This window comes from Pigmentiphaga humi, assembly GCF_900606115.1.
Classification (GTDB): domain Bacteria; phylum Pseudomonadota; class Gammaproteobacteria; order Burkholderiales; family Burkholderiaceae_B; genus Pigmentiphaga; species Pigmentiphaga humi.
The window spans coordinates 45,725-61,195 of record NZ_UWPJ01000036.1; the positions used below are offsets into that span (position 1 = coordinate 45,725).

Here is a 15,471-nt window from a genome sequence, read left to right on the forward strand (position 1 = left end):
CCTATTCCGAGGCTATCCGCGCCATGCGGTAGTATTGAGGGAGACGAGGACCGGCCCGGCCGGCCCGCTTTTGCCGCTTGCCCGACGTGACCCAGAAGACCATCCTGCTAGCCGACCACCGCCTGCACCGCCTCGTGCCTGTGGTTCCCGCCCTGCCCGAGCCGCCCTCCGGCATGCTGGACGACAAGCGCGGGCGGCGGCTGCACGATCTGCGCATCTCGGTCACCGATCGCTGCAACTTCCGCTGCGTGTATTGCATGCCCAAGGAAGTCTTCGGCAAGGATTACCCCTACCTGCCGCACGACGCCTTGCTCAGCTTCGAGGAAATCGTCCGGCTGGCGCGCGTGTTCGTCGCGCACGGCGTGGAGAAGATCCGGCTGACCGGCGGCGAGCCGCTGCTGCGCAAGAATATCGAAACGCTGGTTGCCCAATTGGCCGAGCTGCACACGCCTGGCGGCCAGCCCCTGGACCTGACCCTCACCACCAACGCCACGCTGCTGGCGCGCAAGGCGCGTGCGCTGGCCGATGCGGGCCTGAAGCGCGTGACCGTCAGCCTGGATGCGCTCGACGATACGATCTTCCGCCGCATGAACGACGTCGACTTCCCCGTGTCGGACGTGCTGCGCGGCATCGATGCCGCCGCCGAGGCCGGGCTGGGGCCCATCAAGATCAACATGGTCGTGAAAAAAGGGGCCAACGACAGCCAGATCGAGGCCATGGCCGGGCATTTCCGCAGATCGGGCCACATTCTGCGCTTTATCGAGTACATGGACGTCGGCGCTTCGAACGGCTGGAAAATGGATGAAGTCGTGGCGTCGGCCGAGGTACTGCGCCGCATTGATGCCCGCTGGCCGCTGGAAACGCTGCAGCCGCACTATACCGGCGAGGTGGCGCAGCGTTGGCGCTACCGCGACGGCGCCGGGGAAATCGGCGTGATATCCAGCGTCACCCAGGCCTTCTGTTCGACCTGTACGCGCGCCCGGCTCTCGACCGAGGGCCAGCTCTACCTGTGCCTGTTCGCGCAGCAGGGATACGATTTGCGCGCGCTGCTGCGCGGCGGCGCCAGCGACGCTGAACTGGCTGCTGCGGTCGCGCATGTCTGGCAAGGCCGCGACGACAACTATTCCGAGCGCCGTTCGGCCGATACGCCGCGGGCCGGAAAGATAGAGATGAGCTACATCGGCGGCTGAAGGCGCATCGCGCGCATCCAGCCGTCCGGAAACCGGTGCTGCGCCGCTGGCGCGGCCGGCCCCGGGGTTCGTGCTCAGAACGACATGGCGAAATTGAGCTGGAGCTGGTTCAGGCCCTGGTTCTTGCCCTTGAGGCCGCCATTCGAAAAGTGCGAGACGCGCACGCCCAGGCGAGTGTTGTTGCTGATCTTGAAACCCGCGCCGATGTGATCGCCGAACTGGAAGGTCGAGCTGATGTCCTTGTCGTGGAAGCGTTTTTCGCTGACCAGCGTGGCGCCGATGCCGGCTTCGACGTAGAGACGCTCGGTGGGCCACCAGCGGAACATGGGAATTGCATTGAGCTGCCACATGTTCTTGGCATAGCCCGGTAGCGCGTTCGACGCCCACCAGTAGGAAGCGCCCAGCTCGCCCACGAGCTCCAGCCGCGTGCCACCCAGGCCGGTATGCCAGAGCGGCGCCGTTTCGTAGTTCAGCGTCAGGCGGTTGTGTCCGTCGAGCTTGCCGTATTGGGCGCTCCAGCCGCCATTGGCAAACCCGCCTGTGGGCTCGGCATGCGCCGGAAGGACTGCAAGCGGAAGAAGCGCGGCAAGAAGGGCTATTTTTTTCATGGATTTTGCCTGGGTGGTGGTCAGACGACGGCGTCGGCCGGCTGCTGCGTCAGCAATGCCAGCAAACGTGCAATTTCTTCACGCATCCGGCGGCGATCGACGATCATGTCGATCGCGCCTTTTTCGAGCAGGAACTCGGCGCGCTGGAAGCCTTCGGGAAGTTTTTCGCGGACGGTCTGCTCGATCACGCGCGGTCCGGCGAAACCGACCAGCGCCTTGGGCTCGACGATGACCACGTCGCCCATGAAGGCGAAGCTGGCGGACACGCCGCCCATCGTCGGATCGGACAGCACACTGATGAAAGGCAGTCTGCGCTGGGCCAACAAGGTCAGCGCAGCGGTGGTCTTGGCCATCTGCATCAGCGAGAGCAGCCCTTCCTGCATGCGCGCGCCGCCGGAAGCAGCCACGCAGATGAACGGCACTTTCTGCTCGATGGCGGCCTGAACGCCGCGCACGAAGCGCTCGCCCACCACCGAGCCCATGGACCCGCCCATGAACTCGAACTCGAAGCATGCCACCACCACCGGCAGGGTGTGCATGGCGCCCCCCATCACCACCAGCGCATCGGTCTCGCCGGTCTGGGCCATGGCGTCCTGCAGGCGGTCGGGATACTTCTTGGTGTCCTTGAACTTCAGGCTATCGACCGGCAGCGTGCCGATGCCGATTTCGTAGCGGCCCTCGGCATCGAGCAGCGCGTCGATGCGCTGGCGCGCGCCTATGCGCATATGATGTTCGCATTTGGGGCAAACGTTCAGGTTCTTGTCGAGATCGTCGCGATACAGCACCGATTCGCACGACGGGCACTTGACCCACAGACCCTCCGGAACGCGGCGCGCGGACCCGTCGGTGGTCTTGATGCGGGGCGGGAGCAGTTTCTCTATCCAGCTCATGCGGATTTCCTTGATTCATTGGTCGCGTCGCCCGGAGGCAGGACGTCGAGCGCGTCCCGGATTGTACGCAACCAGGCGCCCGCCGCGCGAGCGCAGATTTCCGGCAGTTGCTCCGCTGGCACGCCGGCAGAAGCGGCTTCCAGTTCCTGGATCAGCCGGCTGCCGATGATCACCGCGTCGGCCGCAGCGCCCAGCGCCTGGGCGCTGGCGGCGTCGCGGATGCCGAAGCCCACGCCCACCGGCACCGAAACGAACTGGCGGATCCGCGCCACGCGGCGGGACACCTCGGCCACGTCCAGATTGCCTGCGCCGGTCACGCCCTTGAGCGAGACATAATAGACATAGCCGCGCGCCACCTTGGCGACGGCCTGCATGCGCTCGTCGGTCGTGGTGGGCGCCAGCAGGAAAATCGGGTCGATGCCGTGCCGGTCCAGCAGGCCGGCGAAGGTTTCGGTTTCTTCGGGCGGGTAATCCACCACCAGGCAGCCGTCCACCCCGGCAGCCTGGGCGGCGGCCGCGAACTCGGCCTGGCCCATGCGTTCGACGGGATTGGCATAGCCCATCAGCACCACGGGCGTACTGGCATCGGTGGCGCGGAACTCCCGGACCATATCGAGCACGTGGCGCAAGCCCACGCCCTGCTCCAGCGCATGCTGGCTGGAACGCTGGATTACCGGGCCGTCGGCCATGGGATCGGAAAACGGCACCCCAAGCTCGATCACGTCGGCACCGGCCGCCACCAAGGCATGCATGATGGGAACGGTGCTGGCCGCATCGGGATAGCCGGCGGTAACGTAGGGTACCAGCGCGCAGCGGCCGGGCATGGCGGCGCGACGGGCGAAAGCTGCGGCGATGCGTGAAGATGTCGACATATGACCGCCTTTCAGAGAACGATGCCCGAACGTTCGGCGACGGTATGCATATCCTTGTCGCCGCGCCCGGAAAGATTGACCAGCAGGATCTTGTCCTTGGGCAGCGTGGGCGCCAGCCGGACGGCATGCGCGATCGCGTGCGAGGACTCCAGAGCGGGAATGATCCCCTCGATCCGGCAGCAACTATGGAAAGCGGCCAGCGCTTCCTCGTCGGTAACACCGACATAGGTGGCGCGGCCGCTGTCCATCAGCCAGGCGTGCTCGGGCCCCACGCCCGGATAGTCCAGGCCGGCGGAAATCGAATGAGTATCGATGATCTGGCCGTTTTCGTCCTGCAGCACGTAGGTGCGGTTGCCGTGCAGCACGCCCGGCAGTCCGCCGGCCAGCGAGGCCGCATGGCGTCCCGTATCCATTCCCTCGCCCGCCGCCTCGACGCCCACCAGCTGGACCTCGTCGTAGGGGATATAGGGATGGAAAATGCCCATGGCGTTCGAACCGCCGCCCACCGCGGCGATGACCACGTCGGGCTGGCGGCCGGCGGCCTCGGGCATCTGCACCAGGCACTCCTTGCCGATCACCGTCTGGAAATCGCGCACCAGCATGGGATAGGGGTGCGGTCCCGCCACCGTGCCGATGATGTAGAAGGTATCTTCGACATTCGTCACCCAGTCGCGCATGGCTTCGTTGAGCGCGTCCTTGAGCGTGCGCGAACCGGACTCCACCGGTACCACCGTCGCGCCCAGCAGCTTCATCCGGTAGACGTTGGCGGCCTGGCGCTTGACGTCTTCGCTGCCCATGTAGACCACGCATTCCATGCCGTAGCGCGCCGCCACCGTCGCGGTGGCCACGCCGTGCTGGCCCGCGCCGGTCTCGGCGATCACGCGCTGCTTGCCCATGCGCCGCGCCAGCAGCGCCTGGCCGATACAGTTGTTCACCTTGTGCGCGCCGGTATGGTTCAGGTCTTCGCGCTTGAGCCAGATCTGCGCGCCGCCCAGCTCTTCGGACCAGCGCTTGGCGTGGTAGACCGGGCTGGGACGGCCGACGAAGTGCTTGAGCTCGTAATGGAATTCGGCGATGAATTCGGGATCGTTCTGGTAGCGCTCGTAGTTGCGGCGCAGCTCGTCGAGCGCGTGCATCAGCGTCTCGGCGACGAATACGCCGCCATAAGGGCCGAAATGGCCCCGCGCATCAGGGAAATCGTAGGTTTTCACTGGGATGGTCCCGGCTAGGAGAACCGGCCTCGCGCAAGGCGGGCCGGCGATATTGCGAAAGCGTCAGCGGCTGTGTCGGCCTCGGCGACGCGGGCCACGAACCGCGCAATCCTGTCGGCGCACTTGATGCCGGCGGACTGCTCGACGCCGCTGCTTACGTCAACGGCAAAAGGACGCACCGAAGCGATGGCTTGCACCACATTTTCGGCATGCAACCCACCAGACAAAACGACCGGACGCACGCTTGCGTTGCCGAGCAGAGACCAATCGAACACCCTCCCGCTGCCGCCGTATCCTTCCGAATGGCTGTCGAACAACCAGCCGGCGGCGCTACCGTATGGTTCGCACGATTTTAGCAAAGCCTGCGAGGTCTCCGTACCCGGGCCGCCCACCCGGAAAGCCTTCAGGTAGCGATGGCCGTAGCGCTCGCACTGCGCGGGGGTCTCGTCGCCATGGAACTGCAGCAGGTCGGGCCGGACCTGCTCGAGCACCGCCCGGACCTCGGCCTCGGCGGCATTGACGAACAACGCCACGACGTCGACGAAGGGCGGCACCAGGCGCCGCAGCTCGGCGGCGCGCGCCGGCGCCAGCGCCCGCTTGCTGGGTGGATAGAACACCAGGCCGATGGCGTCGGCGCCGGCCGCGACGGCGGCCTCGACATCCTGCTCGCGGGTCAGGCCGCAGATCTTGATACGGGTACGGGACATCTGGCTATGATACCGGTTTGCCGTGCAGGCGCGCGGCGTGCCCTCGTTCATGGTCGATTCCAACCGCAGCGATACTTGGGCGAACAGCTCGGTGAAGTCCGGGACCGGCAGCGTGGCCAGTTGGGATACGCTGCCCTGTAGCGACGCGCGCTCGAATGCGGACGCTCTCCCGAAAGCCCTGCTCCGGCTCTTCTGCCCTACGCGCACCGTGATGCCACGGGCAATTCGACCCCGAACATCCTGTTGAACTCCTGTACTGGCAATGGTCGGGAAAACAGATAGCCCTGGCCTTCCATGCACCCGGCTTCCCCCAGAGCCCGGCGTTGTGCATCGGTTTCCACGCCCTCCGCGATCGTCTCCAGTGAAAAGGCGTTCGCCATGCTGAGTACGGCATCGATCACGGCCCGATCCTGTGGTGAGTCGAGCATGTCCTGCACGAAAGAACGGTCGATCTTTATCCGGCTGAGGGGATACCGCTTGAGCAGGCTCAATGAGGCATACCCTGTGCCAAAGTCATCGAACGCGACGCCCACGCCCCCATCCCGCAACCGTCGTAGGGACTGCAGTACCTGCTCGTCGTGATCCAGCACGATGTTTTCGGTGATCTCCAGCTCCAGTGCGTCAGGTGGCAGGCCATGCCGGGACAGGGCTGCCGCCACATCGGAGGCCAAATCATCCACCAGGAACTGGGCCCCGAAAAGATTGACGCCCATGTGGAAGTTCGACATGCCCAGCCGCCGCCACTGCGCCGCCTGGGCGCACGCTTCCTCCAGCACCCATGCGCCGGCTATCGCGGCCAAGGGGCCTTGCTCGAGTGCGGGAAGAAACGCCGCCGGAGACAACAGGCCGCGCTTTGGATGGCGCCATCGAATGAGCGCTTCCGCTCCCGTCAATATGCCGTCGGACAGCCGAATCTGCGGCTGGTAGAACAGGACGAACTCGCCCTCCTGGACTGCGCGATGCAACTCCAGGCCATAAAGATGGCGCGCTTCAGCTTCCATCCGCAAGGCGGGAATGAAAACAAAAGATTGTCCTCCGCCGCGCCGCTTTGCCTGGAAGAGCGCCAGATCCGCCCCGCCGATCAGCGCCACCGGCTCGTGGGCATGCCCTGGAGCCGCGGCAACACCGCAGCTTGCCGAAACCCGCACCTCGTGCTGGTCCACCACGATGGGCCGGGACACGAGCGCGATCATTCGATCCGCCAGTACCTGAGCCTGTTCGAGATCGGCCACACTTCGCAACAGCACAGCGAATTCGTCGCCGCCGATGCGCGCGCACAGGCTGTGCGGGCCAGCCACCGCCGCCAGCCTGCGCGCCACTTCGCACAGGATGCTATCGCCAACCGCATGCCCCAATGTGTCGTTTATATCTTTGAAGCCGTCCAGATCCAGCATCAGGACCGTGGCTTCTCCATCACCTTCCACCAGTGAGTCTTCGACCGCCCGATAGAGGCACACCCGGTTCGCAAGTCCGGTAAGGAGATCCGTCGTCGCCATGCGATGCAGTTCGCCCGCTTTGCGCTTCTGTTCGGTCACATCCTGCAAATGGGCGTTAAAGATCAGAGCGCCGTTTTCCTTCCAGCAAAACAGCGACAGGCCCAGCTCGAATCGGGAGCCGTCGCGACGCAGTCCGGTGAGATTCTCGGGAATGGGTATCGCATCGAAACTGCCGTCTATCCGAGCCTGGGCGACCGCCTGCTGGAGCGCGGGCCTGTCGGTCTCGGGCATCAGATCATCCATCAGCATGCCAGGGCCATCCTCGATTGCGTAGCCATGCAGCATCGCCGCGGCCTGGTTCCAGCGAACGACGCGGCGATCGACATCGAACCAGATGATCGCTGTAGGAGAGTTGCGGGCAAAAGCATCGAACGGTCGTCGAGAGACTTCGGTCGAAATCTCAAGGCGTCTGAGCTCGAGGCGATCCACTGCCATCCTGGCCAGCTCACGAAGCTGCTCGCAATCGTCCTCGGAAAATGCCCGGGGTTTGCCGTCGATCACGCACAGGACGCCCAGCGCATGCCCACTAGGCGCCAGCAGACGGACTCCCGCGTAGAAGCGAAGATTGGCCGAGCCGGTAACCAATGGATTGTCATGAAAGCGCTCGTCCAGGCGGGAGTCGTTCACTACCATCACGCCGTCGTAGTTGATCGCATGGCCACAGAAGGAAACATCGCGCCTCGGATCCAGCACGTCGATGCCGATCTGGGCCGCGAGGAAGACGTGCTCGCTGCCAATCATGTTCACGGCGGCAACCGGTGTTCCGAACACGCGACAGGCGATCTGCACCACCGAATCAAGTGAAGGCAACGGGCGATCCGGACCCAGGCCATAGCTGGCCAGTGCGGCCAGGCGTTCGGATTCGTCATTCGGAATGCTGGGGCAACGCATCAGAGAGCCTCCTATCCGAGCGGTGACTGCGGATCAGGACGATCTGACTCGGACGGCAGGCACCCTTCCGCGTAAGTCCCGATTCAAAAAATATACCCCAATATTCGGGCCGCCGAGCCATTGCCATCTGCGCCTGCGCGAACAGCGAAACCCGCCAGCCCGCCTTGGACCCGGGATTCGGGCCTGTTGTCCCGCCGCATCCGCTGCGGCCAGCCCCCGACCCTGCAACAAGGGACGTCGTCGCAGGCGCAACGAGATCAAACGGCCGCTCTGCGCAGCTTCGATCCGCTCTATGTGCTGTAGCGAGTCCCCGCAACCAAACTCACACCCCCAGCCGGACCTCGTCGGTCGCGTCGGTATCCGGCAAGCCGTGCCCGGCGGGATACCCCACCGCCGTCAGGTACAGCCCGTCCGGCGAAAAGGTGGGGGCGGCCTTGGAGCGGTTGCGTTCGGCCAGCAGCGCGCCCATCCAGTCCGCCGGCTGCCTGCCCTGCCCGACGTAGACCAGGGCGCCGACGATGTTGCGCACCATGTGATGCAGGAAGGCATTGGCGCGCAGGGTGAACACCACCATGCGGCCGCGCCGCGCGATGTCGAGTTCATGCATGGTGCGCACCGGCGAGGCCGCCTGGCATTGCGAAGAGCGGAAGCTGCTGAAGTCCTGCTCGCCCAGCAGATGGCGCGCGCCAGTGCGCATGGCTTCGACGTCGAGCGGGCGGAAGCTCCATCCTGCGCGGCCCGCCCACAGCGGCGAACGCACGGGATCGTCCAGCAGCAGATAGACATAGGCGCGCGAGCGCGCGGAGAAACGGGCGTGAAAATCGTCGGCCACGGGACGCGCCCAGCGCACCGCGATGCTGGCGGGCAGGTGGGCGTTGACGCCGCGCACCCAGGCCTGCTCGGGCCGTTCGAGCGGCGTATCCAGGTGCACGACCTGCTGGACTGCATGCACACCGGTATCGGTGCGGCCCGCGCACACCGTGCCGACGGGCGCTCCCAGGAAATGACCGAGCGCCGTTTCCAGCGTGTCCTGGACCGTCCGGCCGTGCGGCTGGGTCTGCCAGCCCTGCCAGGGGCCGCCGTCGTAGCTCACCCCCAGGGCGATTCGGGCCATGGCGGGGATCCTACAGCGCCGCCAGCAGCGCCTGCGCCTGCTCGCGCTGCGCGGGGTCGCCCTCGCGCAGGACGTCTTCTAGCAAGGCGCGGGACCCGGCCGTATCGCCGCTGCCGGCGAGCGCCTTGGCCAGCCCCAGCTTGGCTGCGACGGGGCCGGACGGCTCCGCGCCGGAAGGCAGATCCAGGTCCAGGCCGAATGCCGCCATCGCGCCCGGCGGGATGGTTGGCCGCGACGGCGCTTCGCCCTCGGGTTCGTCATCGTCGGGATAGTCGTCCGGCGCCTCGGAAACACGGGGGGCGTCGGCGGGGATGGGAAACGGGGGAATGTCGTCCCAGTCCCGCAGGTGGTTGACCCGGCCGGGTGGTTGCCCCCCGCCGCTGCTCGCCGCATTCCCTGAGCCGGTTTCATGCCCGGGTTCTTCGGCCTGCCGGCGCGCGGACTCCCAGGCGGCCGCGTCCCGGCGCTCGCTGCGCCGGCGCAGCGCGAAGACGCCGAGCACCACCGCCAGCACGGCGGCCAGGCCGCCCAGCACCGCCACACTGTGGTCCCGCACCTGTCCCAGGACGGTAGCCTGCGGCGCGGCGGCAGGTACGGCAGCCTGCGGCTCCGTGCCGGCCGCCTGCTCGGAAGCTGGCTCGGAAGCTGGCTCGGAAGCCGGCTCGGAACCGGGCTCCTGCGCTGCCGCGCTCTCTTGCGCCCGCTCGCGCGCGCGCTGCTCCATACCGGCGAGCGTCTCGTCCTGCGCTTCCAGCAGATTGCGCATCTGCTCGACATTGCCTTGCAAGGCCTGCATGCGCGACTCGGCCTCGTGCATGGCTCTGGCCGTGGCGTCCCGCTCTTCCTCGAGGCGATCGCGCGTGGCGCGCTCGGTGCCCGATTCAGCCTGGCCGCCGCTCGACAGCTTGAGGGCATCCTCCGACGATCCGGGCTGCTCGGGCGCCGGTTCGTCGGCGATCCTCCCTGCCGCCCCGGCCCCCACTGGCGCGCTCTCGGCCGGCTTGCGGCCTGCCGCGCCCGCCAGGCGCTGGCGATAGTCCTCGAATTGCCGGGCCTGTTCGGCTTGCAGCGCCGCGGCCTGCTTCGGATCGATGGCCTGGATTTCGGCGGCGGCCGGTACGGACAGCAACGCGCCGGCACGCAGCCGGTTCATATTGCCGTCGATGAACGCCTGCGGGTTCGCGCGCAGCAGCGCCGCCAGGGTTTGCGCCAGCGAAGCGCGGTCCGGCTGCACCTGCCCGGCAAGCTGCGACAGCGTATCGCCACGCTGGACCTGCAGGCTGGCCGTGCCGGCCTCTGGAGCCAGAGCGGCCACCGGCCGCGCATGCAGCACGAACGAGTATTGGCGGATGAACCGTCCCATGTTCCAGCTCAGGTCGACCAGCAGGTCCAGCACCGGCGCATCGATGGGCGACGAGGAAGAAATACTGACGACCTTGCGTCCGTCCGGACGGTCTTGTATGCCGAGCTGCAGCTTGGCCAGCGCATCGCTGTAGTCCAGCCCGGCCTGCTCGTAGACCGCGCGCGGTGCGATGGCTACCTGCAGGGTGGCGGCTTCGCGCGGGGTCAGGGTGTTGACGGCGATCTCGGCGCGCAGCGGATCGCCGGACGCGGACAACATCCTGAGGCTGCCCAGGTCCGCGGCCGACGCCGCGAGAGGAAAGGCCGCCGCCAGCGCAAGCGCCAGCACGCGGGCCGAAGGAGACGCCGCGGGACGGCATCGGGCGGGAGACGCAGCGCCGCCCGGCTCTCGATAGGGAGTTCCATTCATTCCTGTTTCCTTGCCCCCGCAAGCGCGAGGACGCGCGGCCGATGAGGCGCGGACAGGAGCGGAGCGAGGCGCGCGGCCGCTCCCGCCGCGTAGGAACCGGTCAGAGCTCGCCCAAGGCGATGCGCAGCATGCGGCGCAGCGGCTCGGCGGCACCCCACAGCAGTTGGTCGCCCACGGTGAAAGCGCTCAGGTACTCGGGGCCCATGGCCAGCTTGCGCATGCGGCCGACGGGGATGTCGAGCGTACCGGTCACGGCCACCGGGGTCAGCGATTCCATCGAAGCTTCGCGCGTGTTGGGCACGACCTTGGCCCACTGGTTGTTCTCTCGCAGCATGCCCTCGATCTCGTCCAGCGGCACGTCTTTCTTCAGCTTGATCGTGAGCGCCTGGCTGTGGCAGCGCATCGCGCCGATGCGCACGCACAGGCCGTCGATGGGGATCGGCGACGAGCCGAAGCCTTCGCCGCGGCCCAGGATCTTGTTGGTCTCCGCGCCGCCCTTCCATTCCTCGCGCGAGATGCCGTTGCCCAGGTCCTTGTCGATCCACGGGATCAGGTTGCCGGCCAGCGGCACGCCGAAGTGTTCCTGCGGCAGCGAGGCGTCCTGCTGCTTGGCCAGCACGGTGCGGTCGATTTCCAGGATGGCCGAGGCCGGGTCGGCCAGCAGGCCGGACACAGTGGCGTTGAGCAGGCCGAACTGAGTCAGCAGTTCGCGCATGTGCTGCGCGCCGCCGCCCGAGGCGGCCTGGTAGGTCATGCTGGTCATCCAGTCGATCAGGCCGTGCTCGAACAGGCCGCCCAGGCCCATCAGCATGCAGCTGACCGTGCAGTTGCCGCCGATGTAGTTCTTGACGCCCTTCTTCAGCGCTTCATCGATGACGTGGCGGTTGACCGGGTCGAGCACGATGATGGCGTCGTCCTTCATGCGCAGCGTGCTGGCCGCGTCGATCCAGATGCCGTCCCAGCCCGCCGCGCGCAGCTTGGGATAGACCTCGCTGGTGTAGTCGCCGCCCTGCGCCGTGACGATGATGGGCAGCTTCTTGAGCGCCTCGATGTCGAACGCGTTCTGCAACGGACCGGCGCCCTGCGCCCACCAGGGCGCCGCGCCGCCGGCGTTGCTGGTGGAGAAGAACACCGGCTCGATCAGCGCGAAATCGTTTTCGTCGCGCATGCGCTGCATGAGCACGGAACCGACCATGCCGCGCCAGCCGACCAGACCAACTGCTTTCATTTACGTACCCCTACCAAGTTATCCGAATTCCTGACTGCTTGCCGGGCGTATCACACCCGGGGGGCGCGACACGCTGGCGGCTCAGAGCGATTTGATCACCGCGGTGCCCATCTCCGTAGTGCCCACTTTCGTGGTGCCTTCCTCGTAGATGTCGGCCGTGCGCAAGCCCTGCTCCAGCACTTTCTTGACAGCGGCCTCGATGCGGTCGGCCTGGGCCGCCTTGTCGAGCGAATAGCGCAGCATCATCGCCGCCGACAGGATGGTCGCCAGCGGGTTGGCGATGTCCTTGCCCGCGATGTCGGGCGCCGAGCCGTGGCTGGGTTCGTACAGACCCTTGCCGGTCTCGTTCAGCGAGGCCGACGGCAGCATGCCGATCGAACCCGTGAGCATCGAGGCCTGGTCCGAGAGAATGTCGCCGAACATGTTGCCGGTCACGATCACGTCGAATTGCTTGGGCGCGCGCACCAGTTGCATGGCGGCATTGTCCACGTACATGTGGCTGAGTTCCACGTCAGGATACTCCTTGCCGACCTCGGTGACGATGTCCTTCCAGAACTGGAAGGTCTCGAGCACATTGGATTTGTCGACGCTGCACAATTTTCCGCGGCGCTTGCGGGCGGTCTGGAAGGCTACGTGCGCGATGCGGCGGATTTCCGGCTCGGCATAGCGCATCGTGTCGAAGCCCTCGCGCTGGCCCGCGAACGCGCCGTCGGGCGCCGTGCGCACGCCGCGCGGCTGGCCGAAATAGATGTCGCCGGTCAGTTCGCGGATGATCAGGATGTCCAGTCCCGACACCACCTCGGGCTTGAGCGACGAGGCATTGGCCAGCTCGGGATAGAGGATGGCCGGGCGCAGGTTGGCGAACAGGCCCAGGTTCTTGCGCAGGCCCAGGATGGCCTGCTCGGGACGCAGCGCGCGCTCGAGCTTGTCGTACTTCCAGTCGCCCACCGAACCGAACAGCACGGCATCGGCCTGTTTGGCGAGGTTCAGCGTGGCCGGCGGCAGCGGATGGCCGGACGCTTCATACGCGGCGCCGCCCACCGGCTGGGTGTCGAGCGTGAACGATTCGCCTAGCGCGGTCAGCACGCGCACGGCTTGTTCAACGATTTCGGGACCGATGCCGTCACCCGGCAGCACTGCGATATGTTGTGTCATTGTGGCTCTTGATTCAGGATCGGAGCCGGCCACGAGGACCGGCGGGGAATGACGGCGTCAGCGGCTGGCCTGGGCACCGCGCAGCGCGGGAACATCCAGCCACGGCTGGGCGGCGAGGCGCTTCTGCTCGTACGCCTTGATCTTGTCCGCATGGCGCAGCGTCAGCCCGATCTCGTCCAGGCCGTTGAGCATGCAGTACTTGCGGAAGGCATCGATATCGAACGAGAACTCGCGGCCCGACGGCGTCGCCACGACCTGGCGGTCCAGATCGATGGTCAGTTGGTAGCCTTCTTTGGCTTCCACTTCCTTGAACAAGCTGTCCACGTCGTCTTCCGACAGCACGATGGGCAGCACGCCGTTCTTGAAGCAGTTGTTGAAGAAGATGTCGGCGAACGACGGCGCGATCACCGCGCGGAAACCGTACTGGTCCAGCGCCCACGGCGCGTGCTCGCGGCTCGAGCCGCAGCCGAAGTTCTTGCGCGCCAGCAGGACGGAGGCGCCCTGGTAGCGCGGCTGGTTCAGCACGAAATCCGGATTCAGCGGACGCTTGCTGTTGTCCATGCCCGGCTCGCCTTCGTCCAGGTAGCGCCAGGCGTCGAACAGGTTCGGGCCGAAGCCGCTGCGGTGGATGGACTTCAGGAATTGCTTGGGGATGATCTGGTCGGTATCGACGTTCTCGCGGTCCAGCGGCGCCACCAGGCCTTCATGAGTGGTGAATGCTTGCATGATGTATACCTTTAGTTGACCTTGCGGACGTCGACGAAATGACCCGCCACGGCAGCGGCCGCCGCCATCGCGGGGCTGACCAGGTGGGTGCGGCCGCCCGTGCCCTGCCGGCCTTCGAAATTGCGGTTGGAGGTCGAGGCGCAGCGCTCGCCCGGCTCGAGGCGGTCGTCGTTCATCGCCAGGCACATGGAGCAGCCCGGATCGCGCCACTCGAAGCCGGCCTCGATGAAGACCTTGTCCAGCCCTTCCTGCTCGGCCTGCGACTTGACCAGGCCCGATCCGGGCACGGCCAGCGCCAGCTTGACGTTCGAGGCGATGCGCTTGCCGCGCAGCACGGCCGCGGCGGCGCGGAAATCCTCGATGCGCGAGTTGGTGCACGAACCGATGAAGACCTTGTCGATCTTGATGTCGGTGATCGGCATGTTGGCGGTCAGGCCCATGTACTCGAGCGCGCGCGCCACGCCGGAACGGCGGGTCTCGTCGGTCTCGCCGGCCGGATCGGGCACCTTGGCGCCCACCGGCAGCACCATTTCGGGCGACGTGCCCCAGGTCACCTGCGGCTGGATCTCGGCGGCGTCGATCTCGACCACGCGGTCGAAGTGCGCGCCGGCGTCGGAATGCAGCGTGCTCCAGTAGGCCACGGCCCGGTCCCAGGCCTCGGCCTTGGGCGCATAGGGACGGCCGCGGAAGTACTCGATGGTCTTCTCGTCCACCGCCACCAGACCGACGCGCGCGCCGGCCTCGATGGCCATGTTGCAGATGGTCATGCGGCCTTCGACCGACAGGTCGCGGATCGTGCTGCCGGCGAACTCGATGGCGTGGCCGGTGCCGCCGGCCGTGCCGATCCTGCCGATCACGTGCAGGACCAGATCCTTGGCGGTGCAGCCTTCGGGCAGCTCGCCCTCCACGCGCACCTGCATGTTCTTGTTCTTCTTGGCCAGCAGCGTCTGGGTAGCCAGCGCGTGCTCGACCTCGGAAGTACCGATGCCGAAGGCCATCGCGGCCACCGCGCCGTGCGTGCTGGTGTGCGAATCGCCGCAGACCACGGTCATGCCGGGCAGCGTGGCGCCCTGCTCGGGTCCGATCACGTGGACGATGCCCTGGCGGCGGTCGCCCATGTCGAATTCGACGATGCCGTAGTCATGGCAGTTGGCGTCCAGGGTATCGACCTGCAGGCGCGAGATCGGGTCGGCGATGCCCTGGCCGCGGTTGTGCGTGGGCACGTTGTGATCGGCCACGGCCAGGTTGGCGCTGATGCGCCACACCGGGCGGCCGGCCAGCTTCAGGCCCTCGAACGCCTGCGGGCTGGTCACTTCGTGGACCAGGTGGCGGTCGATGTAGATCAGACAGGTACCGTCGTCTTCCTGGTGGACGACGTGCGCGTCCCACAGTTTGTCGTAAAGGGTCTGGGGCATGATTCCGGCCGAAAATAGAATGAACGGGCTCATGCTTGCCTACGGCTCGAACGCCAACGCGGGCGCCCGGCGCCGCCCGGCACGAGGAACCAGCCTCGACGGACCCGCTCAGGGTATAGGGAACTCTCGATTATATAGGATCCCCCCCTACGCGCTTCGCGCGCCCCCCCGGGGGGGCGGCACTGGCGGACCGGCGG

At 66.6% G+C, this 15,471-nt stretch carries 13 protein-coding genes; 1 reads left to right on the forward strand and 12 read right to left on the reverse strand.

From position 1 onward, the window contains the following. Positions 1–86: 86 nt before the first annotated feature. Positions 87–1,190, forward strand: coding sequence for a GTP 3',8-cyclase MoaA (gene moaA, locus PIGHUM_RS21220; RefSeq protein ID WP_124081712.1), 1,104 nt, complete (start codon positions 87–89; stop codon positions 1,188–1,190). A 74-nt stretch (positions 1,191–1,264) separates the two neighbouring features. On the opposite strand, the gene PIGHUM_RS21225 is transcribed toward moaA, so the two are convergent. From PIGHUM_RS21225 to leuC, 12 genes are all read right to left on the reverse strand, one after another. Continuing rightward, on the reverse strand, positions 1,265–1,798 hold the full coding sequence (locus PIGHUM_RS21225) for an acyloxyacyl hydrolase (protein WP_124081713.1): 534 nt from the start codon (positions 1,796–1,798) through the stop codon (positions 1,265–1,267). 20 nt (positions 1,799–1,818) lie between these two features. Next, positions 1,819–2,688, reverse strand: a complete 870-nt coding sequence (gene accD / locus PIGHUM_RS21230) for an acetyl-CoA carboxylase, carboxyltransferase subunit beta (RefSeq protein ID WP_124081714.1) — start codon at positions 2,686–2,688, stop codon at positions 1,819–1,821. Then, positions 2,685–3,560, reverse strand: a complete 876-nt coding sequence (trpA, locus tag PIGHUM_RS21235) for a tryptophan synthase subunit alpha (RefSeq protein WP_124081715.1) — start codon at positions 3,558–3,560, stop codon at positions 2,685–2,687. The genes accD and trpA overlap by 4 nt, the downstream gene beginning before the upstream one ends. Before the next feature lie 11 nt (positions 3,561–3,571). Beyond that, positions 3,572–4,771 carry a tryptophan synthase subunit beta gene (gene trpB / locus PIGHUM_RS21240; protein WP_124081716.1) on the reverse strand — a complete coding sequence of 400 codons (1,200 nt, stop codon included), beginning with the start codon at positions 4,769–4,771 and terminating at the stop codon, positions 3,572–3,574. Positions 4,772–4,785: 14 nt separating this feature from the next. Beyond that, a complete protein-coding gene (locus PIGHUM_RS21245; protein ID WP_124081717.1) occupies positions 4,786–5,529 on the reverse strand; it encodes a phosphoribosylanthranilate isomerase in 744 nt (247 codons plus the stop codon). 146 nt (positions 5,530–5,675) lie between these two features. Further along, positions 5,676–7,865, reverse strand: a complete 2,190-nt coding sequence (locus PIGHUM_RS21250; RefSeq protein ID WP_124081718.1) for a putative bifunctional diguanylate cyclase/phosphodiesterase — start codon at positions 7,863–7,865, stop codon at positions 5,676–5,678. Between the two features lie 322 nt (positions 7,866–8,187). Beyond that, complete coding sequence (truA, locus tag PIGHUM_RS21255) at positions 8,188–8,979, reverse strand: tRNA pseudouridine(38-40) synthase TruA (RefSeq protein WP_124081719.1); 792 nt, start codon at positions 8,977–8,979, stop codon at positions 8,188–8,190. Between the two features lie 10 nt (positions 8,980–8,989). Then, positions 8,990–10,750, reverse strand: a complete 1,761-nt coding sequence (locus PIGHUM_RS21260) for a FimV/HubP family polar landmark protein (protein ID WP_124081720.1) — start codon at positions 10,748–10,750, stop codon at positions 8,990–8,992. A gap of 100 nt (positions 10,751–10,850) precedes the next feature. Then, positions 10,851–11,978 carry an aspartate-semialdehyde dehydrogenase gene (gene asd, locus PIGHUM_RS21265; RefSeq protein ID WP_124081721.1) on the reverse strand — a complete coding sequence of 376 codons (1,128 nt, stop codon included), beginning with the start codon at positions 11,976–11,978 and terminating at the stop codon, positions 10,851–10,853. 81 nt (positions 11,979–12,059) lie between these two features. Beyond that, positions 12,060–13,133 carry a 3-isopropylmalate dehydrogenase gene (gene leuB, locus PIGHUM_RS21270; protein WP_124081722.1) on the reverse strand — a complete coding sequence of 358 codons (1,074 nt, stop codon included), beginning with the start codon at positions 13,131–13,133 and terminating at the stop codon, positions 12,060–12,062. Positions 13,134–13,190: 57 nt separating this feature from the next. Then, positions 13,191–13,859: a 3-isopropylmalate dehydratase small subunit gene (gene leuD, locus PIGHUM_RS21275; RefSeq protein WP_124081723.1), complete on the reverse strand. Its 669-nt coding sequence runs from the start codon at positions 13,857–13,859 to the stop codon at positions 13,191–13,193. 11 nt (positions 13,860–13,870) lie between these two features. Next, positions 13,871–15,274, reverse strand: a complete 1,404-nt coding sequence (leuC, locus tag PIGHUM_RS21280; protein WP_124081724.1) for a 3-isopropylmalate dehydratase large subunit — start codon at positions 15,272–15,274, stop codon at positions 13,871–13,873. Positions 15,275–15,471 lie beyond the last annotated feature (197 nt).